The organism is Scytonema millei VB511283 (genome assembly GCF_000817735.3).
In the GTDB taxonomy this organism is placed as follows: domain Bacteria; phylum Cyanobacteriota; class Cyanobacteriia; order Cyanobacteriales; family Chroococcidiopsidaceae; genus Chroococcidiopsis; species Chroococcidiopsis millei_B.
The window spans coordinates 113,207-136,364 of sequence record NZ_JTJC03000007.1; the positions used below are offsets into that span (position 1 = coordinate 113,207).

General features: G+C 45.1%; 13 protein-coding genes. 2 read left to right on the forward strand and 11 right to left on the reverse strand.

The features are described from left to right. Positions 1 to 6,084, reverse strand: coding sequence for a hybrid sensor histidine kinase/response regulator (locus QH73_RS21715; protein WP_039716193.1), 6,084 nt, complete (start codon positions 6,082 to 6,084; stop codon positions 1 to 3). Between the two features lie 398 nt (positions 6,085 to 6,482). On the opposite strand from QH73_RS21715, the gene QH73_RS21720 reads away from it, so the two are divergent. Next, positions 6,483 to 8,108: a mechanosensitive ion channel family protein gene (locus QH73_RS21720; RefSeq protein WP_039716192.1), complete on the forward strand. Its 1,626-nt coding sequence runs from the start codon at positions 6,483 to 6,485 to the stop codon at positions 8,106 to 8,108. Positions 8,109 to 8,187: 79 nt separating this feature from the next. On the opposite strand, the gene rppB is transcribed toward QH73_RS21720, so the two are convergent. From rppB to QH73_RS21765, 9 genes are all read right to left on the reverse strand, one after another. Next, positions 8,188 to 9,498 carry a two-component system sensor histidine kinase RppB gene (rppB, locus tag QH73_RS21725; protein ID WP_039716191.1) on the reverse strand — a complete coding sequence of 437 codons (1,311 nt, stop codon included), beginning with the start codon at positions 9,496 to 9,498 and terminating at the stop codon, positions 8,188 to 8,190. Continuing rightward, on the reverse strand, positions 9,485 to 10,189 hold the full coding sequence (gene rppA, locus QH73_RS21730; RefSeq protein ID WP_039716190.1) for a two-component system response regulator RppA: 705 nt from the start codon (positions 10,187 to 10,189) through the stop codon (positions 9,485 to 9,487). The genes rppB and rppA overlap by 14 nt, the downstream gene beginning before the upstream one ends. A 15-nt stretch (positions 10,190 to 10,204) precedes the next feature. After that, the gene (locus QH73_RS21735) at positions 10,205 to 10,672 is read right to left on the reverse strand and encodes a hypothetical protein (protein ID WP_039716189.1); all 468 of its coding nucleotides are present in this window, start codon (positions 10,670 to 10,672) and stop codon (positions 10,205 to 10,207) included. Positions 10,673 to 10,947: 275 nt separating this feature from the next. Further along, positions 10,948 to 14,118, reverse strand: coding sequence for a CusA/CzcA family heavy metal efflux RND transporter (locus QH73_RS21740; protein WP_039716188.1), 3,171 nt, complete (start codon positions 14,116 to 14,118; stop codon positions 10,948 to 10,950). A 19-nt stretch (positions 14,119 to 14,137) separates the two neighbouring features. Continuing rightward, positions 14,138 to 15,871: an efflux RND transporter periplasmic adaptor subunit gene (locus QH73_RS21745; RefSeq protein ID WP_039716187.1), complete on the reverse strand. Its 1,734-nt coding sequence runs from the start codon at positions 15,869 to 15,871 to the stop codon at positions 14,138 to 14,140. 179 nt (positions 15,872 to 16,050) lie between these two features. Then, a complete protein-coding gene (locus tag QH73_RS21750; protein WP_039716186.1) occupies positions 16,051 to 16,734 on the reverse strand; it encodes a DUF305 domain-containing protein in 684 nt (227 codons plus the stop codon). Positions 16,735 to 17,084: 350 nt separating this feature from the next. Further along, complete coding sequence (locus QH73_RS21755; RefSeq protein ID WP_039716185.1) at positions 17,085 to 17,540, reverse strand: heavy metal-responsive transcriptional regulator; 456 nt, start codon at positions 17,538 to 17,540, stop codon at positions 17,085 to 17,087. A 223-nt stretch (positions 17,541 to 17,763) separates the two neighbouring features. Beyond that, positions 17,764 to 18,627 (reverse strand): fructosamine kinase family protein, encoded by an 864-nt coding sequence (locus QH73_RS21760; protein WP_039716184.1) that lies wholly within the window; start codon positions 18,625 to 18,627, stop codon positions 17,764 to 17,766. A 4-nt stretch (positions 18,628 to 18,631) separates the two neighbouring features. After that, positions 18,632 to 19,954 carry a M16 family metallopeptidase gene (locus QH73_RS21765; RefSeq protein ID WP_039716183.1) on the reverse strand — a complete coding sequence of 441 codons (1,323 nt, stop codon included), beginning with the start codon at positions 19,952 to 19,954 and terminating at the stop codon, positions 18,632 to 18,634. 524 nt (positions 19,955 to 20,478) lie between these two features. Between QH73_RS21765 and QH73_RS21770 the strand changes: the two genes are divergently transcribed. Beyond that, positions 20,479 to 22,383, forward strand: a complete 1,905-nt coding sequence (locus QH73_RS21770; protein WP_039716182.1) for a cation:proton antiporter — start codon at positions 20,479 to 20,481, stop codon at positions 22,381 to 22,383. A gap of 14 nt (positions 22,384 to 22,397) precedes the next feature. Here QH73_RS21770 and QH73_RS21775 read toward each other — a convergent pair whose 3' ends face one another. Beyond that, on the reverse strand, positions 22,398 to 23,051 hold the full coding sequence (locus QH73_RS21775; protein ID WP_039716181.1) for a cytochrome b N-terminal domain-containing protein: 654 nt from the start codon (positions 23,049 to 23,051) through the stop codon (positions 22,398 to 22,400). Between the last annotated feature and the right edge of the window lie 107 nt (positions 23,052 to 23,158).

Here is a 23,158-nt window from a genome sequence, read left to right on the forward strand (position 1 = left end):
CTAAGTCTCTAAGTATTTTTTCACAAACTCCAGAATTTGTTTCTCTTTATAACTTTTAGCGAGTTGACGCAGATGCAGCGCAAATGGTAGAAACCGCCGATCTAATGCTTCAATTCTAGCGGCTTGTTCCAAGATGCCTCGAATATCACCCCTCATTGCCAAATCGAGCAACTTCGCCATCTCCTCAACTGGGGGAGGAACGATCGCTCCTGCTGCTGCTGGGTCAGGGAGCAGGGAGCGGGGAGCAGGGAGCAGGGAAGAGTGAGAAACGATCGCTCCTGCTGCCAATTCTCTTGGTGGGGAATTATCTAAAGCTTTAATTGTCGATTCTTCCTCATAAATCCATTCCAAACCTAAGTGAATCCTTAATTTTTCTAATAAATCTGTCTCGCGAACTGGCTTCGGCAGAAAATCATCGCAACCGACTGCTTGACTCTGCCGCCGATCGAAATCGAACACGCTAGCTGAGATCGCGATCGCCACTACACCTGCTAACTCTGGCAATGCTCTGAGATGACGAGTCACTTCAAAGCCATCCATCCCAGGCATGACTAAATCTAGGATCGCGCAATCAGGCTGAAACGCCTGTGCCTTAGTCAAACCATCAAGACCGTCGATCGCTTCTAACATTTCAAACCCCAGTGGCTCCAGCATATTGACTATGACAGAACGGTTCGACCATTTGTCGTCTATGACCAACACTTTCAATCTGTCGCCTTTAAAACCGATAATTCTCCGTTTACTCGTGTTAGTAACCTCAGCTAATTGGCAAATTCTCGGGAATTCTAGCTCGAACCAAAAAGCACTCCCTTGACCCAAAGTACTCTTGACCTCGATGTCACCACCCATCTTTTGCACTAACTGTTTGCTAATTGCCAAACCCAATCCCGTTCCTTCAACGTGATGACGATGCTTGCCTACCTGCTGAAATGGCAAGAAAATTTCTTCTAACTGTTCTGCTGCCATGCCAATTCCGGTATCTTCTACTTGAAACCGCAGCTTTCCAGCGCGATCGCTCACTTTGAAAGTCACGCTACCTTTTTCGGTAAACTTGACGGCATTGCCCAACAGATTGAGCAAGACTTGTCGCAGTCGTTTCTCGTCAGCACGAATGAATTGCGGTAGGTTAGACGGCTGGTAAGTTAAACAAATGCCTTTTTGCTCGGCGCGAATTTGACAGATATCGACAATCCCCGCTAGAAATTCTAAAAAATTGAAATCGTGACAATCAAGTTCCATTTTTTGAGCTTCGATTTTGGAGATGTCTAAAACATCGTCGATTAGAGTCAGCAAGTGATCCCCACAGCGATAAATGATATCCAAACCATTCTTTTGTTGCTCGGTCAAAGCTTTTTCTCTCTTGAGAATTTGAGCGTAACCCAAAATGCCATTGAGCGGGGTGCGGAGTTCGTGGCTCATATTGGCTAAAAATTCACTCTTAGCCTGACTCGCAGCTGAGGCGGCTATTTCTGCTCGCTGGCGATCGCCAATTTCCTGTTGCAGTTGTACGTTCTTTGCTTGTAGCTCTAGCGTCCGCTCCGCTACTTTAGTTTCTAAAGACTGGTTATAGTTTTCTAAATCGTGATAAAGACGAGCATTTTCGATTGAAATTGCGGCTTGAGCAGATAGCAGTTGTAAAATTTCCAGGCGGTCGGGTGTAAAAGCTCCAGTTGTGAGATTGTTTTCTAGGTAGAGAATGCCCGTCAGTTTCCCCTGGTGCAGAATTGGCGTGCATAAAACCGATTTTGGTTGGCGATCGACAATATAAGGATCGGTAGCAAAAATTTCTGCAACAGTTGCATTATTTAAAACGATAGATTCTAGGGTTCTGGCTACATAATTGATAACCGAAATCGGTAGAATCAGACAATCTTCGCACGTTTCTAATATTTTGAAAGGAAGTACTTTCCGTCCAGCAATTTCATCTAAACTACTCCCTCCAATTGCTTCGATGTAAAGTTCTCCTGCTTTATCTAAAAGTAAAAATCCTTTTTCCGCTCCGGCATTTTCCAGCACAGTTTGCATGAGTTTAGTCAGCAAATTGTTTAAAACAATTTCGCTTGAAAGCGCTTGCGAGGCTTTCATTACAGTTGCTAAATCTAGGTTTTTGGAGCTTTTAAGTGGAGTAGAGTTTGCAGTTTGGTTAATCTCTTCAAATGGGCTTTCTTGCTTTGGAGCTTGAGCCAGTAGTTGAGGATATTTTGCTTCTAAATCTTTAATTTTTGCCGCTGCTCCCCACCGTAGATAACCGTAGTAAGCCTCGACTAAGTAAACTTGCGCAATTTTATCTTTGCCTTGTAAAAAATAAAATTTGGCTGCTAATTCATTTGCTAATGCTTCTTCTTGAATGTATCCATGCTCTCTCGCCCCAGCGATCGCGCGATCGTAAAACTCCATTGCTTGCCAATATTGACCTAATATCCGCGCTTGCTCTGCCTCTACCAATTCGTACTTATGCTGAAAATTCATCGGGGCATAACCCGCCCATTTCCGCATCTTTTTCTGGTTATTGAGTACTCTGTCTAAAAGTTGTTCTTGTTGCGATCGCGATGCTGATGGATAAATTACTAGTTGTGCCAAAGAATCGTAGAAATGAAAGACCGGCACAACTAGAAATGCTTTGACTCCATCTAAATACTGTGCGGCTCGATCTGCATTTTCTAATGCTCGCTCGGACTCGCCAAATAAATAACAAAGAATCAGTTTGTTGATATAAAGGTAGTGCAATCCAGTGCGATCGTTGGCTTTCTCTAACAGCGGTAGCGATCGCTCTTCGTTGTATGCTTGACCTAACAAACAGCACCGATTTTGAGCTGGTTCGAGTAAGTTAGAGACTGACTGCTGAAAGATTTGATTCCAACTTAAGGCATTTTCTTGCTTTAACTGAAGCAGAGCATCGCTGAGGTTTGCCATGTCGCGCTCCAGATTTGCCAGTTCTTGACCAGTAAAATAGGAATATTGGCATCTTTGCATGGCAGCATAGCCACCATATTCAAAATGTCCGTTTTCCAATCCATTCCGATATCCATTCAGTAGCAGTGGTAAAGTTTCTCTAGCGTCTACTTTTCCATGCATGGTACACGATCCGGCGACAAAAAATACACTTGTCTTGAGTTCTACGGTGTTGAATCGCTCCACTAAGTTTAAAGCCAACTTGCCAAATTGATAAGCCGACTCAACATCCTCAACTATGCCGTTTAAAATCACGCCGTAACAAACATAACCGTAAGCTGAAAAAGGTGCGTTGCCAAATTCAAGCGATAAATTTACCTGTTCGCAGACAACCAGGGGAAAGAGCATCGGTGCAGCTTGATAGGTAGGAGAACCTAAACTAGTTAGCATTCGGATAGCTGCTAGTTTATCTACCTCTGTCATTAACGGTAAATTAATCAACTCTGCTATATTTTTCCCAGCCAAATTTGTTGCTGTGCGACTGAGTGCTTGTTGCAAATCTAAGGAACTAGGCGACTGGGGTAATTTTACACCTAGCAGTTCCAGTGCTTGTAATCCAATGGCGATCGCTTCAAGTTGTTTGACTTGCGCCATGCAAGTTTGAATTTTGACTTCATAAACTTTCATTTTGTCAATTGGCGTTTTTGCCTGTTTTAAGACAATCGTTGCCCATTGTTCCATTTGCTCGAAGTCGCCATTCAGGTAAGCTGTTTCTACTGCTGACTCGTAGAGTGCCTGTGTTAGCTCGTACTGATTTTGCCAGCTATTTGCTGTTAATAATCCCAAACCCAATTTAAAGTAGCGCATAGCAGACTCGTACGCCATTGCTGCTTTCGCTTTCTGACCAGCTAAGAGATTAAGTTCGGCTAGCTCGTATTTTTCCGCATCTAAAGTGAGTAAGTCAGAGCCATAATTTAGGTGATTAACTAAAGCAAAAATATTTTCTTTCTGTTCTTCGATCGCGGTATTTTTGAGTAGTAGCTGACCGATTTTTAGATGAGTTGCTTGTTTTTGTGGATCTGGAATCAGAGAATAAGCTGCTTGCTGGACGCGATCGTGCAAAAACTTATAGCTAACTTTTAATGGTTTAACTAATAATATTCTTGAGGTATCTGGCTCGATCGCTAGCGGAATTTTATATGCTTCAGAAAGGGGTAAAATTAGATTTGCTTGTAAGGCTTCCCATAAATCCTTTGCTGTTTCTAACAAAGATTTCTCATTGACAATAGCTAAAACATCCAATGTGAATTTATCTCCGATACAGGCAGCAAACTTAAGAACGTTCTGCGTCTTTGGTGATAATTTTTGAATTTGACCAACCATTAATTCAATAACATTGTCAGTAATCTCAATTTCCTGAAGCACCTGAATATCCCACTGCCAGCCAGCGCGATCGAAATCAAATGTCAACAGTTTTTCTTGATATAGAGATTTTAGTAGCTGAGTTAAGAAAAAAGGATTACCTTGAGTTTTCTTAAACACTAACTCAGCCAGCGACTTGGTTGTAGTAGTGTTCGTGCGGAGAGTATCGGCAACTAATTGGTTAGTGTGGGTAATTTGTAAAGGTTGAAGGACAATATCATTCGTTACGACATGAGTTTGTTGAATCTCAGCCAAAGTCACCATTAGAGGATGAGAGCCATTAACTTCATTATCGCGATAAGCTCCGATTAATAATAAATATTGACTATTCGAGTCACATACAAGCAACTGAATCAGTTTTAAAGAAGCTAGATCGACCCACTGTAAGTCATCTAAAAAAATAACTAGCGGATGTTCTGGTTGAGTAAATACGTGAATAAATTGTCGAAATACTCGATTAAATCGATTTTGAGACTCAGTTATTCCTAAACTAGGAACTACTGGCTGCACGCCAATAATGCGTTCGACTTCGGGAATAACGTCAATAATTATCTGACCGTTAGAACCTAAAGCCGCCAAAAGTTTGGCTTGCCAAATTGCAATGCGATCGCGACTTTCGGTCAGTAATTGCCGGATTAATTCTTGAAATGCTTGAATTAAAGAAGCATAAGGAATATTGCGCTTAAATTGGTCGAATTTACCCGAAATAAAATATCCCCGCGCTCCCACAATTGGTTTATGAACTTCATTGACTAAAGAAGATTTACCGACCCCAGAATAACCGCTAACTAACATCATCTCGGTCGCGCCTCGACTGACGCGATCGAAAGCATCTATAAGAGTTGTAACTTCTCGTTCGCGACCGTAAAGTTTTTGAGGAATTGAAAATTGACTGGATAAATCGAGCTGTCCTACACGGAAGGAAGAAATTTTTTGAGTCGTCTGTAACATGCTCAGACAAGTTTCTAAGTCAGCCTTCAAACCCAACGCACTTTGATAGCGGTCTTCTGCCGTTTTTGCTAGTAATTTCATCACAATTTCCGCGATCGCTGGCGGAATTTCTGGCTGATATTCTCTAGGCGATACAGCGGCTTTAGCAATATGCGAGTGAATGAGTTCTAGTGGATTGTTTGCCTGAAATGGTAGCTGTCCTGTCAGCATTTCATAGAAAGTCACGCCTAACGAATAAAAGTCAGTTCGATAATCGAGCGCCCGGTTCATCCTACCTGTTTGCTCAGGTGACATATAGGCAAGATTGCCTTCTAATAGATCGGGATGACGAACGATTTGATTCTCTATAGGCAAGCGTGAAGCAAGGCTGAGATCGATAAACAGCGCTTGACCTGTTTCGGGATTCGCTAGGATATTGCAGGGCTGAATATCTTTATGAATAATGTTGTGTTGATGCAGCTGAGCGATGGTTGAAACTAATTGAGTTGCAATTGATAAAAAGCTATTCAATTCAAATCGTTTTTGCGATTCGAGCAGTTTTTTTAAAGATATTCCTGAAAAGTCTGCATAGATCAGCGCTAACCCATTTCGATAACTTTCTAAAGTTAATGGTTGAAGGAACCCTGCTATTTTCAGATCGTGAAGAATGTTATACTCGTGTTTTAAGTAAGTCAGCTCTTCTATAGATGTACGCTCGGCTTTCGGAGTTTTAATAATAACTGAGGTTTTGTCTGTATCTCTATAAGCACGATAAACAGTCGTGCTAGTGCATTCAGTCATAACTTCTAGTAGCGTATAACCCGCGATCGCCATGCTCATTTTCTGATTGCACTGATGGAGTAAAAAATTTTAATAGCTGTCAGTTCTTCGACACGGTTTTAATCATAGCCAAATACTAATCTTAGCAAACGTCACAGCTTTCAAGCTTTTTGTCAGGAAAAACTTAAACCCTTATCCGAGCGAATTTACGCGATCGCACTCACCCGCTCATCCAGCCTAGAGAGATCGCTACAGCTCTTTCTATTTGATAAAACTTGCACTGTCTTTCTTAAGGAAGATGTCATTAATTAAACAGTAGTATAAATTTTCTGTGTAAAAAATACTCATTTAACTGTATCAAACGATCGCCTAATAAATCGCTCAGTATGGGTAGGGTGCGTTAGCCTTTAGCGTTACGCACCCTACGTAGATTTCTAAATTACTCTATAGAGATTTGCATGGTTCGTTCTCGCCGTTTTCGACTCGTATCTAACCTAATAAGCGCAATTTTTACTATAGTCCTAGCTGTGGGCTTGTGGCTGCCCGCGATCGCCCAGACACCTGCAAAAGTCCCTGTCGTGCTAGACGGACAGCCCATCTTTCAAGTCAGCAATTCAGGACAGTACGGCGCTCGGGAACGAGCGGAAGCGATCGCTAAACAACTACAAAATGCAGTTCGAGCCGATCGACCAATTCAGGTAGAAATCGAACAGCGCAACCAGTTACCGACAATTTTATTAAACGATCGCTACCTGCTGACAGTTACAGAACGAGATGCAATTCCAGGTAGCACGCCACAAGAACAAGCAAGTCAGTGGGTACAGCAAATTCAGGAGGCATTAGAGCGAGCAAAAACCGAGAGAACGACAGCCTATCTTTGGCAAACTAGTCTTTTAGCAGCAGGAATTGTCCTGATAGCTGCTGCTTTAACGTGGGGATTGGGATGGATTAAGCATCGTTTCTTTCAAGCGGCTCAAGAGCAATTAACTGCTAGTACGGAAGCTGATGCCGATCGCCAACCGCTACGCATATTAGAATTTTTGTTCAAACTCGTGTTAGCGATCGCGCGAATTGGACTTTGGGTAGGCGTTGTCCTTTACATCACGAACTTGTTTCCCTTTACGCGGCAGTGGAGTTACCAAATTGCTAGCGTGCTTGCGACTAGCCTTGCCTCACCCATCCTGACGTTGAGCAATAACTCTTATTCTGTCATCGACTTGGTAGTCTTAGCCGGATTGCTGTTTGGCTTAGTCATCTGTGCTGGAATTGTCACCAATCTGTTTCGCTCTCGCGTGCTGCGGTATGCTGGCATCAATCGCGGCGCTCAGGAAGCGATCGCTATTCTTGCCAAATACGGTTTGATCTTTGTTGGCTCGCTGGTATTGCTGCAAGTCTGGGGACTGGATATTAGCTCTTTGGCGATCGTTGCTAGTGCCTTAAGTGTAGGAATTGGTTTCGGCTTGCAAGATATTGCCAAAAATTTCGGTAGCGGGATCGTATTGGTGTTCGAGCGCCCGATTCAGGTAGGAGATTTTGTCGAAGTGGGAGACTATAAAGGAACTGTCGAGCGGATCGGAGCCAGAAGCACTGAAATTCGCACCCTCGATCGCGTTTCGATCATCGTGCCGAATTCTCGCTTTCTCGAAAATGAAGTGATTAACTGGAGCCACCATAACCCGATCTCGCGCCTCCATCTCCCCGTTGGCGTTGCCTATGGTTGCGATGCCAAAGCTGTAGAAGCCGCTTTACTAGAAGCCGCTCGCAACCATCCCAAGGTGTTAAAGTCTCCCCCGCCGCAAGTGCTGTTTAAAAGCTTTGGTGACAGCGCCCTAGATTTTGAATTATTGGTTTGGACTAAGGAACCGGAACGGCAATTTTTACTCACCAGCGATCTGTACTATCAAATCTACGACGTGCTGAACCAGAAAGAAATCGAGATTCCTTTTCCGCAGCACGATCTCCACCTGCGTTCTGGAACGGTGGGACTTTCACCACAAGTCGAGTCAGCTTTAACTCAAATGCTGGCACGTTGGCAGAATAACGGCGATCGCCATTCCCATACTTCAGGTGACGGCAAATCGTAATCGCGAGGTTATATATCTACTCCCAACTCCCGACTCCCTTGTCTCCCCCCTCTCCCTACTCCCTGCTCCCTGCTCCCTACTAAAGTGATGCTGGTAATCGAACGGTGAAGGTACTACCTTTGCCCACCTCGCTGTGTACCTCCAAGCTTCCCTTGTGTGCTTGAACGATCGCCATCGCGATCGCTAATCCCAAACCAGAACCGCCAGTCATTCTGGAGCGATCGCTATTCACGCGATAAAAGCGATCGAAAATCCGCTGCTGATGTTCTGGTGCAATCCCGATACCTGTATCTGCAACTCGAATGACGGCGCGATCGTCCTCTTTGTCTAAAATCGCTCTCACACAACCGCCGGAAGGAGTGTACTGAATGGCATTAACCATCAAGTTAGTCACCAGACGATACATCTGTTCTTCATCCCCAACGATCTGTAATGGCTTACAGACTTTAATTTCAGCTTTCAGCGCGACTGCTGCGGCAAGCGCTAAAGATTCCAGTTCTTCTACCAAATCGCTAATAATATCGTCAAGACAACAAAGTTGGTGTCGCACTGGTAAAGATTGACGTTCCATACGCGATAGGAGTAGCAAATCAGCAACTAATGCCGTGAGTCGTTGGTTCTGGCGGTTGACAGTTTGCAAAATCTCGCGTGCTTCTGGTTCGGGCAAGTGGGGCGATCGCAGTGCCGATTCAACGGTTGCTGCCAGCGCAGCTAGTGGAGTTCGCAGCTCGTGAGCGGCATCAGCTGTAAACTGTTGAATCTGTTGATAGGACTGGTATACTGGCTGCATGGCTCTACCTGCCAGCCACCAACTCGAAACCGCTACGAGCATGATGGCGATCGGCAACCCCAGCCACAAAACTAACTTGACATTAGCTAAATAAGCGTCAACATCGCTGAGGCTGCGTCCCACTTGGATGTATCCCCAAGGGCGATTGTCTTGAGTATGCAGCGACAGAGAAATTTGGTGGTAGCGATTTCCTTTGCTGTCAGTTAAAGTTTGCCACATCGGTTTTCCTGGCGTTAAAGGTAAACCATCTGGCAGGAAACCTAAAAAAGCAACATTTTCTCCCGAAAGACTTAAAAATCTAGCATAGTAGTCACCCTGGTGAATTGCCCCTAAAATGTGGTGTTTGTCCCTCTGTGGTATCTGTGGCAAAAGCTGTTGAATTGTTGGCTCTAAACGTCCTGGTTGTCGTAAATCTTTCTCAACATCATCGTGTAGCGTACCAGCGACAACTTCTATCTCTCGGTTAAGAGTTTGCCAATGAGCGTGGATAATTGCCCGATCGACTCCAAAGCCAAGCAAACCGAGAATAAAGCTCATGACAGACGCATACCAGATGACAAGTTGCCAGCGAGTTTGAGAAAAAAGCTTATTTTGCTGCATTGGCAATATTCAGGCGATAGCCTCTACCAGAGACCGTTTCGATCGCGCGATCGCTATCCACTACTGCTAATCGTCGTCTGAGCAGGCGAATTTGAGCTGCGACAACGTTACTTGTCGTATCCGCCGTGATTTCCCAAAGTTGATTGCGGATCTGCTCGCTAGTGACAATCCGGTTTGGATGCTTCATGAAATACTCTAGCAGCTGAAACTCTTTATTCGTTAATTCGACTAACTGCTTACCTCCCGATCGTTCCAGACGATAGACACTGCGGGTATCGTAGTCCAAAATTAAATTACCTGCTTGTAGTTGTTGGGGTTGAAGTTGAGGCGATCGCCGATGCAGTGCCTTAACTCTTGCTAGCAGTTCCGCCATACTAAATGGCTTGACTAAATAATCATCTGCCCCTGCACTCAAGCCAGCAACTCTATCTTCGACACTATCTTTAGCAGTTAGCATTAACACTGGTAGCGGGCTGTTTTGCCTCCTTAACCGCTTACAAAGGTCTATACCTGACATGCCAGGTAATAACCAGTCAAAGATAGCTAGCGTATACTGCATCTGCTGGTTTTCTAAGTAATCCCAAGCTTCCGTACCGTTGAAAACCAAGTCAACCACATATTTTTCTTGGTTTAAGGTGCGCTTGATGGCAGTTCCTAAGTCTGGTTCGTCTTCAACTAGTAGCACTCTCATACTGTTGCATACAAATTACTGCTTAAAACTAAAACGCCCGTTGACTTTTTCACCTTTAATATCAGCAGTCATTTTCAATTGATATTGACCAGTTTTGTTTCCCGCAAGCAAAGCCGTGTAGTGTTGACCCTTAGTGTCGTACTGAAACGGAAGTGTTTTCTGCATACCATCGGGCATTTGAATTTGAGCGGTCACTTTAGCATTGGGAATTGCTGCGTGACTATCTCCTCTTTGCAGATAGAAATCTAAATGCGTTCCCTTATCTTCTTTTAGAGTAACTAACTCTAAGTGATAGGCTCCTGATTCTACAACTTGACCACCTTTTTTACTTTTACTCTCTTTAGTTACACCTGCTATTTCACTAATGATTTCAGCTTGCGCTTTAATTTTTGAAGCTATAACGTTTGAGCTGCGATCGCTACTCCCTAAGACAATAAATCCTGCAACACCTAAAAATAATAAGTTTGAATGGAATGTTTTCATGATTCAAATCCAATTGATGTAATGTTTGTAAACAAGAATATTTTGAGCAATTACGCTTCTACATGACGGAACGTTGAGTTATATCTAAATCTGACACTAGCTCAGTCTTTTTGGGAAATAAAAACTCATAGGTTGCACAGCGGACGATCCCCCCAACCCCCGATAAATTGGGGGCTATGATTCTTCCTTTTCCAAGGGGAGCTAGGGCAATACAGCTCAGATAAGACTCGATCCTCCCAACCCCCGATGAATTGGGGGGCAATATTCCCTCCTTTTTAAGGGGGGCGAGGGGGGATCTTCGAGGATCTTATACTTTTAACTGAATCATATAGGGAGCTAGGGGGGATACTTGAGGCTCTATCGTTTGTCACTGAAGTGTATGAAACCAAAAATTTACCAAATTGAGCATATAAAGCTGGAAGAACTAGCAGGGTTAATGCAGTGGAAGTAAACAATCCACCTAACACCACGATCGCTAAAGGTTGCAAAATTTCCTTACCTGCTCCACTACCAATAACTAGCGGAACCATGCCGAGTGCTGAGGTAAGAGCTGTCATTAAAATGGCCGCCAATCGTTCCATAGAACCCTCAAATAGGACTGCCTTCAACGGCATTCCCTGCGCTAACTTGGCGTTGTAGTTTTCAACTAATAGTAAACCGTTGCGCGTGGCGACTCCAAATAAAGTGATAAATCCGATCGTTGAAGCCACAGAAATGACACCACCACCCAAAGCCACAGAAAAAATGCCTCCTACCAAAGCCAGGGGTAGGTTAATTAGAATCATCAACATGGCAGATATGGACTTGACAGCAAAGTACATCAAAACTGCAATGACGACAATAGCTAAACCACCGAATATTAGTAAGTTTTGAGTGGCTCGTTGCTCTGATTCAAACTGACCACCGTATTGAACAAAATAGCCGGAAGGCAGTTGCACTTGTTGTTTAATATTAGTGCGAATATCTTCAATAACAGAACCTAAATCTCGACCGGATACATTAGCAGAAACAACAATTAATCGCGATACATTTTCCCGATTAATGGTATTAGGACCAGTACCGTAGTCGATTTTAGCAACAGATGCCAGAGGAATTTTTTGTCCGTTGGGAGTATCGACTAATAAATTTCTGATAGTTTCTAAGTTATTGCGCTCGCTCTGTTTTAACCATACTAATAAGTCGAATAACTGTTGTTCTTGCAATACCTGAGAAACGACTCGTCCATTTAAGGCAGTTTCGATCGCTTCTGATAGTTGACCGACTGAAAGACCGTAACGAGCAGCAGCAGGGCGATCGAATTGAATTTGTACCTGTTTGATTGGAACTTGGGGTTCTAGCTGCAAATCTACGATCCCCTGGACGTTGCTCATTGTTGCCTGAACTTCAGCACCAATACTGCGTAATTCATCCAGTTCAGGACCAAAAATTTTTACCGCGATCGCACTTCTGACCCCAGATAATACCTCGTCCATGCGGTGAGAAATAAAACCACCAATACTAGGAGCAACACCTGGTAGTTTCGCAAATTCGGCTCTAATCTTTTCGATGGTCGCTGCTCGATCTTTCATTCCTTCATCGCTAATTTCTATATCTACGTGTCCCAAGTTGACACCACCCGCATCTGCATCTCCTGGCGCACGTCCAGAGCGTAACTGCACGGACTCAAACCGAGGATCGCCCTTAAGCGCCTCTTGAATTGCCATTCCCGACTTGTTTGTGACTTCCAAAGAAACGCCAGGGTATAGCAACATAGCATTGACAAGCGATCGCTCTTGAAATTCCGGTAAAAACACTCGTCCTAACGACGGTAAAACGACCGCGGAGGCGATAAATAAAGCCACTGCGATCGTCAAAATGATACTCGGAACGCGAATGGAAAATCTGAGTAGGGGACGATACAACCGTTGAGACCAACGCGAAACCCAAGTTTCTTCCTCTGGTAATCGGCGGTTGGCTAACAAGATGGCACACAAGGCTGGCGAGAGCGTCATTGCTACTAGAGTTGAAGCAAAAATAGAGACTAAGTAAGCTACGCCCATTGGGGCAAAAATTCGACCCTCAACTCCTGTCAGCGTAAAAATGGGGGCAAAAACAACAGCAATAATGACTGTGGAAAATAGCACGCTAACACGCACTTCTACTGATGTGTCATAGACCACTTGAAACGGATGAACCGGATTTCCCGCTAGCTGATTTTTTCGCAACCCTCGGTAGGCATTTTCCATATCCACAATTGAGTCATCCACCACCGAGCCAATTGCTACCGCTAGTCCTCCCAAAGTCATCGTGTTGATGCCTTGACCAAACCAATTCAAAATTAGCAGTCCAATCAGTATTGATAAAGGAATAGCGCTGAGAGTAATAACGGCAGTACGCCAATTCATCAAAAACAGCACTAGGATAACGGAAACAATAATGATGCCATCCCGCAGGGAATCTTCAACATTTCTTATCGCGTCATCGATGAAGTTTTGCTGGCGAAAAGAAACGGTAACTTTAACATCTTTGGGTAGGCTAGGCTGAATATCTGCGATCGCTGCTTCAATCGCTTTTGTCACGGTCGGAGTATCAGCTTGAGGTTGTTTGTTAACCATCACGACAACCGCTCGCTGACCGTTGAAACTGCCATCACCCCGTTGCAAGGCTGCACCGATTTGTACGTCGGCTACATCACTGAGTAATACAGGTTTGCCGTTACGAGCGGTAACGACCGATTGTTTTAACTCCTCGATTGATGAAATTCGCCCGATGCCCCGAATTAACAGTTCTCGATCTGGGTTGACAAGAAAGCCACCAGCAGCATTGGTATTCGCCGCTCGTGCTGCTTCGGTAACTTCTGCCAAAGACACGTTAAAGGCTTGTAACTTTGCCGGATCGGTCAACACTTGATATTGGCGAATATCTCCTCCATAGGCAATGACTTGAGAAACTCCTGGCACTGCCAGCAGGCGGTTAGTAATATCGCGATCGACCAGCCGCCTCACTTCCATCAGTGGTGTCGTCTCAGCAGTAAACGCATATTGCAACATCGTACCGATGGGAGAGCTAGTTGGAGAAATTTGTGGTGGCTCGATGTTTTGAGGTAGCTTGCTTTGGGCTTGCTGCAATCGTTCTGTCACCAACTGGCGAGCTTGAAATACATCAGTGTCCCAGCTAAAGATGACCTTGACAACGGAAATTCCAACCGCAGAAGACGAGCGTACTGTCGTCACTCCAGGCGTACCATTGATCGCACTTTCAATTGGTAATGTAATTAAAGATTCGACTTCTTCAGGAGCTAGTCCTGGTGCTTCTGTTTGAATTTCAACTTGGGGCGGTGCAAAATTCGGAAAAACATCTAAGGGCATCTGCCTTAAATTGTAAATTCCTAATATGGTGACAATAATTGCTCCCAGAACAACCAACCAGCGTTGAATAATTGACCACTTCAGGATGGAATTGAGCATTGACTTACCAAAAATATCTTTACTTCCAATCTCCGATCTCTGACTGCTGGCTTCTCAGATGATGGTTGTCGTTCATCGAATTTGATTCGTCACCAAAAACAGACTCTCCGCTCTCGCCTGGTTCGGATGCAGGATCGGTCGATCTGCTAGAACTTTTACCATTTCGATACTCATTCACTTCGTCAGCCAATTCTGTAGATGCTGGCACGACCTGAGACTTGGTACGACGACTAGACCAAACAGCACCTGCTGCGAAAGCAACCGTACCGATCGCCAATCCCCCTGTTGCTCCCATCAACCACCCAGGAAATTGCCATCCTGTTGTTGTAGAGGCAGAAGTTTTTTCTTCCCCTGCTCCTCTCCTCCCCTGCTCCCCGTCTCCACGTAAAGACTGTGCGTATAGTTGAGGCGCGCGTTGAGTGACGATCGCATCCCCCTCAAACAACCCGCTTTTCACCTCAATCGTATCCCCAATGGTCTGACCTAAAATCACTTCAACAGGTTGATAAGCATTCCCATTTTGGATGTAAACCATCTGTTTGCCGTTTGCTTCTACCACAGCCGAGCTAGGAATTGCCAGAGCTGTCGCTGTCCTGTCTGTGAGTACTTCTAGTTGGGCAAACATCCCTGATTTTAGAACTCCGCCAGAGTTATCGATCTCGGCTTTGACAGGGACTACCCGCGCTTCGCCTTCCACCACCGAACCGATAACCGCAACTCGTCCAGTAAAACTTCGGTTAGGCATAGAAGCAACTGTAACTCTGACTGGTTGACCGTTTTTGACTTTATTTAAATCTTTTTCATAAATGTTGGCTGTGGCATAAACCCGACTGTCGTTGATAATTGTCATCAACTTGCCACCTGCATCCTCGAAGGATTGACCGAGACTGACTTCGCGATCGGCTACTCTACCTGAAATAGGAGCTGTAACTGTTACCTGTCCTTGCGCATTAGCTTTTGCGCCAAGTTGTTGTAGTCGAGTTTGATATGCTGTGTCGCTGAGACTTAAATGCGACTGAGCCGCTTGCACGGATGATTGAGCGCGTTTGAGATCGGCTTCGGCTGCAATGACATCTCGGCGGCTGTCTGCTGCGGTTAGTTTAGCTTTGGCTTCGGCTAGCTGAGTTTGTGATTCTAAGGCTTGGCGACGGGGAATTGCACCTTGAATTAACAAAATCTGGTCTTTGTCAGATTTTTCTTGAGCAAAGTCCACTTGACTTTGTGCTTGGGCAATTTCTGCTGTGGCAATTTGTGAGAAACGCTGATAGTTTTGTTGCGCTAATCTCAAGTCTGCTTGCGCTTTTTGTAAATCTGCTCGTGCCTCCGCCTGCTTTTCTTGGGAAGTTACGCGCAATTCTACTAAGTCGGGAGCCGCTAAAATGGCGACAGGTTGACCTGCTTGCACGTAAGTCCCTGGCTGCACTAATAATTTGGCTACCTTAGCTCCTGAGATCGGTGTCGTAACTTCTACTTGTCGATTGGGCAAAGTTTCAATTTGTCCTGTAGCTTGTAGCCCTACAGCGAGTTGTTGTCGCTTTACTGGTTCTACTTTAATTTCCAAACGCTTGACAGTTTGGGCATCGACTTGAATCGAGTCAGTCGTTTGAGTTGCCTCACTTCCGCTGTGAAATTCATCTCCGTGTCCGCCGTGAGCTAACACAGTTACGGGAGCCATCACGATCGCTAGGCTAACAATCGCCCCCGAGACGCGACAAGGCATTGCAGGCGATCGCTTCAGGTGTAATTTGCGCATTATTTATATAGAAATGTCCTCGCGTACCATCAGAGCAAACGAGTGCTACAACTGCACTACTCAGTCTTTAGTTTCTCCTATACAAATGAAATCAAGATGAAATTGCGATCGCCGAGATACAGGATACTGTAGGGGCGCACATCTGTGCGCCCCTACGTTAGCAATACAATGTGTGCGAGCTACTGGTTATACCAAGCTTTGCGCCACTGCTTCATTTGAGCAATCTCTTTTTGTTGGTCGCGAATAATCGCTTTTGCCAATTGCTTCATTTCCGGTCGCTGCGATTTTTTCAGCACATCTTGAGCCATTGTCACCGCACCTTCATGATGCGGGATCATCGCATTGATAAAGCGCAGATCGAATTGAGAGTCAGCCGCACCTAAATCTTGACTCATCATCATACTTTTCATCTGGTCTGATGACATCGGCATCATGTGTCCCATTTGAGCGTGATAAGCCATCATCTGCTTGCCTGCTTTGGGATACCAGGCTTGTCGCCACTGATTCATTTGCGCAATCTCCCGACTTTGAGCAGTGATGATGTTGTCTGCTAGTTTTTTCATCTCAGGTCGCTTCGATCTCTGCTGCACTGCTTTTGCCATCTCGATCGCCCCTTGATGATGCATTCTCATCGCATCAATAAACCGCAGATCGTAGTTGGCATCGGCTGGACCCAAATCCATCGACATATTACCCATCATCCCATGTTGCATGTTCTGCTTCACATGAGCGTCAGTAGTGTTAGCAGTTTCACTGTCTTTTGCCGAAATCCCAAAACTAGCAGCTAGTAAACCACTGGTTATTGTGGCGATCGCGGTTAGAGCTATTACCAAAACTTTAGTTTTTCCAGAATTAGTTTGCATAAATGACTTTCTATCCATTCAATAGCTTAAAAATTACCATCTCAATTATGAGATCTCTAATTAACTAGAGAGTCAACTGTTGTCTTTGCTAGCAGGTCTGACTGCTAATGCAAGACAAAAGTTTCGCTCAATAAAGAGTTTGAATTGTCCCAAGATTCAAGTATTACAAAACTAGGATGAAATCAAGATGAAATCACTGTATCTCTACAGTCATAAATCTTCTCCATACCATTAGAAAGAGGCGACGCCTTCGGCGGTTCGCGAAGCGACCTTCGCATTTGCCACATCGTGAGATCGCAGAAGCAAAATGTCTGCTTCATTGTTCTATTTTTAAAGCTTTTGGAGGAGAGCTATTCATCATCTGACGATCGCCCACTATCCAGGCGATCGTCTCTATCTCTCTGAACAATCGGGCAAATTGTTCCAGGCTGCGGAACTGGAACGGACTCCCAACCCGAAAGCAATCCCTTCAATTCAGCCTGCAACGTCATCAACTGTTGAATTTGGCGATCGATTTGTCGCAATTTATCTTCCAGCTTTTCTTTCACCTCACCGCAAGGCAAATTGCCGCGATCGTAAACATCAAGAATTTCTTTAATTTCTTCCAGGCTCAGACCGAGTTTTTGAGCGCGCTTGATGAACGATAGTCGAGTCAAGACATCGGGGGAAAATTGCCGGAAGCCTCCTTCAGTCCGACTGGAAGATTGTAACAGACCCAGAGTTTCATAATAGCGGATCGTTCTAATGGGGACACCGCTCATAGCCGTTACCTGACCGATGAGTAGCGATCGCTCTTGAACCAACATAATACGTCTCCAAAGTCAATTTTTGATGTACGGCGACTGCTCTAACTGCATTTATCCCTACTTATCTATTATCAACCCTCTAGTTAGCTGGAGAGTCAATTAACCTTGAATCTAATTGTTGTTATACCTTCATAGCAATTCTCGGTTGTGTGGATAATATTTGTAGGGGCGCACAGCTGTGCGCCCCTACCAGACGTGCATTGCATCCAATTGAAAACCGCTATCAACCTAAAAGTCTCGCGATCGCCCCATTTGCCTGAGACTCGTAACTTCCACCAAATAAGTTGAAGTGGTTCAAAATGTGATAAAGATTGTAGAGAATTTTTCGCCGTTCGTACCCAGAATCTAGCGGTAAAACCTCGTTATATCCCTGATAAAAAGCGGCTGGGAAACCACCAAATAATTCAGTCATGGCAACATCAACTTCGCGATCGCCGTAATATGTTGCTGGATCGAAAATGACGGGTTCTCCAGCACTGGTAAAAGCAGCATTGCCACCCCATAAATCCCCGTGGACTAAGGAAGGTGACGGCTGATGTCCTGCTAAGATCTGCCCAATTGCCGCGAGTAACTTTTCCTGTTGGGGAAAGCGTCCGCCTCTACGTTTTGCTAGCTGAAATTGATAGCCTAAGCGGTATTGGACATAAAATTCTCCCCAATCTTTCGTCCAAGTATTGATCTGCGGCGTAGAACCAATCGTATTATTTATATCCCAGCCAAATGCTTGACTGCTACTGCGATCGTGCATTGCTGCTAGCTGTCGCCCCATTTCCGCCCAAGCTGGAGTTCCGCCACGTCCTAAGTCCAACCACTCCAACACAATGTATGCAGACTTATCGGTTGCTCCCCAACAAATCGGTTGCGGAACGCGAATAGTTGCCGTCGCCAACATTTGTTTTAATCCCAGCGCCTCTGCTTCAAACATGGCAGTCTGGGAGGGGGAATTGAGTTTGACAAAGTAGGTGCGATCGCCATCGGTAATGGTGTAGCCTTGGTTGATGCAACCGCCACTTACCGTCCGCTGGCTATTGACAAAAAACTCTTTTCCTGAAATCTTGGAAATATGATGGGCAACTTCCGTCCACATACTCTTATTCGGGTTTAGTGGTAACGATACCGTAAGCCGAGGGAGAAAGATATTGCACGGCAGCAGCTTGTAAGTCGGCAGCAGTCAGAGCTTGTATTTTATTTGGGTACTCCAACGCGGATGCTAGGTTTCCGGTTAAAGATTGATAGTAGCCATACAAACCAGCGCGTTCGCTAGGCGTTTCGTTAGCAAAAATAAAGCGATTGGCAACTTGAGTGCCGATCCGAGCAATTTCTGATTCCTGTACGGGAGTAGATTGTAACTTCTCGATTTGGGATGCGATCGCCGCCTCGACCATCTCCAGGTTTTCCACTGGCATCTGGGCAGAAACGTAAAATAGCCCTTGTAGGTGCTGCGTCAAGTTACTCACAGAAATATTGGAAACCCAGCCCTTTTCTTCTCGCAGTTCTCTCACTAATCTGGACGTACGCCCGTGACTCAAAATTGCTGCTAAGACATCGAGGGCGTAAGTTTGCTCTAGCTGTACTAACCCTGGAACTCGCCACAGCATGACGAGTCTTGCTTGTTGCAAGCTGGGATCGACGAATTCGTGGCGGACGATTTGGGTGAAGGGGGGTTCGGGGGTATTAGGTAGGGACGGGTTTAATTGAGAGGATGTTTGTTCACCTCTAGGAAGATCGGACAAACCCGCCCGTACAGACATTTGGTCTGCGCTAGCAAAACTATTGGCAACGATATCGATTAATTCTGCTTCGGGTAAGTTGCCGACAACCGATGCTGTGATGGACTGAGGTTGATACCAGGTGGCGTGAAAATCGCGCATTTGCTGCGGTTGTAATTGCGCGATCGCATCCACTGTACCCAAAACTGAGCGACGATAGGGTAAGCGGTCAAAAGCTATTTCCATCGCCCGTTGAAAAGTCCGGCGACGAGGATTGTCGTCAGAGCGACGAATTTCTTCTAACACGACTAAGCGTTCTAACTCAAATGCATCATCGGGAATTAAACTGTTGAGGACGATATCGATTTGCAGTGGTGCTAAAGCTGCAAAATCTGATGGAGCAGTCGTAATGTAAAACTGAGTATAATCTTGACTGGTTGCCGCATTTGCGATCGCACCCCGCGCCTCAACGCGACGCTCAAATTCACCCGTTGTCAGTTGTGGAGTGCCTTTAAACACCATATGCTCTAAGAAATGAGCTACACCATTGATGGCATCTGATTCAAATGCTGAACCGACATTAACCCATAAACTGAGATTAACTGCTTCTACAGGCATTTGCTGTGCCACAATCGTTAACCCGTTAGCAAGTCGGTGCAGTTTGGGTGTGGCTATTGGAGGAGTTTTGAGCAGAATTGAGGTCATGGAAGCGACAAAATAGACCGATCTTTCTTTATCTTACTCAGTTAGGGAGCAGGGAGTAGGGAGTAGGGAGCAGGGAGCAGGAAAGAAGAGAGCTGCTCTTGAGCTGGGGGAGTAGGTGAGAGGTTTTTCCTTGGTTTGGCTGGAAGCCATGTAGTGTATGATACTGGACTGACAAATTCATGGCGCAGTATCCGAAATGTTGAGGGCTAAATTTGTTGGAGTAGAAGTATTAGGTGCGATCGCATTCTACTAGGAATGTCGGCAATGGGCGATCGCGAGAGTCGTACTGACAGTTGATGACACTATTCTGACTGAGTACCTCATACAGCCAGTTACTAGCCTAGTTATGATATGAAGTGTTTCTGTTTATCTTTAACGTAAAGAACAACTTGTATTTTAAAATACAAATTGCCTATAGATTACTATAGATGATGCAGAGAATTGTCAGCATAATGGAGCCGCGCCTATTTTAGAGATTTCTCCCGTCACCAGGGTTCGGACAGCACTATTGCTAACTTTCTAATATGGAAGCATCTTTTGAAATTACCCTGCAAATGGTAATTGCTGTCATTGCAGGGATTAGCGCCCAAGTTATAGCAGAATACCTCAAACTCCCTAGCATTGTCTTTTTGTTACTCTTTGGGATTTTATTAGGTTCTGATGGGATGAACGTGCTGCATCCTCAAGTTCTAGGTGCTGGGTTGGAAGTCATCGTAGCACTTTCTACCGCAGTCATCCTATTTGAGGGAGGCTTGAACCTAGAACTGCGAGAACTGGGTAAAGTTTCTGGGAGTTTGAGAAATCTCGTCACTGTGGGAACTCTAATTACTCTGTTGGGTGGGAGTATGGCGGCGCATTGGCTGGGAGAGTTTCCTTGGGCGATCGCTTTCCTTTATGCTTCTTTGGTAGTAGTAACGGGTCCTACGGTAATTTCGCCACTATTACGCACGATTAAAGTAGACCGTCAGGTAGGAACTCTATTAGAAGGAGAAGCGGTATTAATCGACCCTGTAGGGGCAATTCTCGCCGTTGTGGTACTCGATACAGTTTTAAATGGCGAAACCGACCCTTGGATGGCAATTAGTGGCTTGACGCTGCGTCTAGGTATTGGTGGGAGCATTGGGGCTGCTGGTGGTTGGTGTCTTGCCCTCATGTTCAAACGCGCTCACTTTATTTCTGACGAACTAAAAAATCTCGTTGTTTTAGCAGGTTTATGGGGTTTATTTACCCTAGCCCAACTCAGTCGCAGCGAATCTGGACTGATGGCGACAGTGGTTGCAGGCGTGGTTTTGGGTTCTGCTTCCTTGCCAGAAGAACGATTATTACGACGATTTAAAGGTCAGCTAACGATTCTCGGCGTGTCAGTACTATTTATCTTGCTTGCCGCAGATTTATCCATTGCCAGTGTCTTTGCTTTAGGCTGGGGCAGTTTATTCACTGTTCTCGTGTTAATGTTTGTCATCCGTCCCCTGAATATCGCTATCTGCACCATCAATAGCGATTTAAATTGGCGACAAAAACTGTTTTTATCGTGGGTTGCGCCGAGAGGAATTGTTGCCGCTTCTGTCGCTTCGTTATTTTCGATTTTCCTGACCGAACGGGGGATTAATGGTGGAGACTCAATCAAGGCATTAGTCTTTTTAACAATTATCATGACTGTCGCCTGTCAGGGTTTAACTGCTGGCTGGGTAGCAAATTGGTTGCAAATCAACTCTACGCAAGCAACTGGGGTGGTGATTGTCGGCTGCAACCCTTTGAGTTTATTAATTGCCCGCCTCTTCCAAGAACGGGGAGAAGCCGTGTCGATGATCGATACCGACCCCGTAGCATGTCAGCAAGCCCAGGCACAGAGCTTGAAAGTTTTTCCTAGCAGCGCTTTAGATACAACAGTACTAGAAGAGGCAGGACTAGCCTCTATGGGAACGTTTTTGGCAATGACCAATAATGGAGAAGTTAACTACGTCTTGGCACAAAGGGCTGTAGAAGAATTTCAACCACCAAGAGTGCTAGCCGTTTTTCCCCGCAATCCACAGGCAAGTACCTCAACAAATCGCAATCGGATCGATCGAGCTTTTGGATCGGATATACCGATTAAAACTTGGAATGAATATATTAACAGCGATCGCGTGAAATTAGGCACGACAACTCTCAGCGAAGCAGGCTTTGCTTTGCAACAAGCCCATCTGCAAGCCTTGATTTGGGCAGGAGAATTAGTCCCGTTACTACTAGAACGCGAAGATCGGTTACTTGTCGTCCCTGCGACCGAACAATGGCAACCAGGCGATCGCTTAATCTACTTATTACACGATCCCAGACCAAATCTGTTGAAACGGCTATCGGGATCGACACCAGCAAAACGCCTTGCTTTAGAAAAACTGCCTGAAGTCGAAGAAATTCCTCTTCCTAGCCAAAATGTCTCTACAATATAAAGGCAAAAGACAAATTAGGGATTTTTGATTAATTCCCGTGGTGCGTCCGTTTTTGACTCTGCGGATGTCACAGATGCAGCAGGTGTTTGCTGTTTTTCCTGCCACAACACGCCGAGTAAGTGGACGATCGCCAATAGGACGGCGCTACCAGAAATAATGTAGCTGTGGATGGTGTAGAGGTGTTCGACCGTAGTTGTATTCACTGCACCACCGCCAGTGATAACATCTCGCAGGGTAGAACCAATCAAAGGAATGGCTTCGATGGTACTTAATTCGATCCGAAAGCGCCAGTAACCGACTTGACTCCAATCCAGAATCATCGCCGTCCAAGCTAGGGCGATCGCATTGAGGATCAGTAAAATATTGCTAATCCAGCCAGTCAACCAACTGCGGCGAAACTGCCTCCCTAAAAACATCACAACCATTTGAATCAGTGCTACACCAATTAGTAAGGTTCCAGCATAATCGTGTAAGCCGTGAATGATTTGACCGTTAGGAATCTCCGTATCGATCCATTGCAAAGCCTGATTCGCACCACCTGCCACTGGTTCGTAATAAAAAGATAACAAAATGCCAGTCACAGCCGCGATCGCGCACAATGTTAACAATGCTACAGACAGTATTGTCGCCGTCCGTCTCAGAACGAATTCATAGGAAAGATTCTTCATAACTCCCGCTTCCCAGTACTCTCAAAGTGTGTACTTTCTTTAAGATGCTAACCAAGCCACTCATTTGAAGAGTTCTTTCTAGGGGTGGAGATAGTGGTTCATGCTTG

Excerpts from the sequence above, each read along its gene's own strand:
- QH73_RS21715 (WP_039716193.1), bottom strand. The coding sequence starts at position 6,084 with ATGAGCATGGCGATCGCGGGTTATACGCTACTAGAAGTTATGACTGAA.
- QH73_RS21720 (WP_039716192.1), top strand. The coding sequence starts at position 6,483 with ATGGTTCGTTCTCGCCGTTTTCGACTCGTATCTAACCTAATAAGCGCA.
- rppB (WP_039716191.1), bottom strand. The coding sequence starts at position 9,498 with ATGCAGCAAAATAAGCTTTTTTCTCAAACTCGCTGGCAACTTGTCATC.
- rppA (WP_039716190.1), bottom strand. The coding sequence starts at position 10,189 with ATGAGAGTGCTACTAGTTGAAGACGAACCAGACTTAGGAACTGCCATC.
- QH73_RS21735 (WP_039716189.1), bottom strand. The coding sequence starts at position 10,672 with ATGAAAACATTCCATTCAAACTTATTATTTTTAGGTGTTGCAGGATTT.
- QH73_RS21740 (WP_039716188.1), bottom strand. The coding sequence starts at position 14,118 with ATGCTCAATTCCATCCTGAAGTGGTCAATTATTCAACGCTGGTTGGTT.
- QH73_RS21745 (WP_039716187.1), bottom strand. The coding sequence starts at position 15,871 with ATGCGCAAATTACACCTGAAGCGATCGCCTGCAATGCCTTGTCGCGTC.
- QH73_RS21750 (WP_039716186.1), bottom strand. The coding sequence starts at position 16,734 with ATGCAAACTAATTCTGGAAAAACTAAAGTTTTGGTAATAGCTCTAACC.
- QH73_RS21755 (WP_039716185.1), bottom strand. The coding sequence starts at position 17,540 with ATGTTGGTTCAAGAGCGATCGCTACTCATCGGTCAGGTAACGGCTATG.
- QH73_RS21760 (WP_039716184.1), bottom strand. The coding sequence starts at position 18,627 with ATGTGGACGGAAGTTGCCCATCATATTTCCAAGATTTCAGGAAAAGAG.
- QH73_RS21765 (WP_039716183.1), bottom strand. The coding sequence starts at position 19,954 with ATGACCTCAATTCTGCTCAAAACTCCTCCAATAGCCACACCCAAACTG.
- QH73_RS21770 (WP_039716182.1), top strand. The coding sequence starts at position 20,479 with ATGGAAGCATCTTTTGAAATTACCCTGCAAATGGTAATTGCTGTCATT.
- QH73_RS21775 (WP_039716181.1), bottom strand. The coding sequence starts at position 23,051 with ATGAAGAATCTTTCCTATGAATTCGTTCTGAGACGGACGGCGACAATA.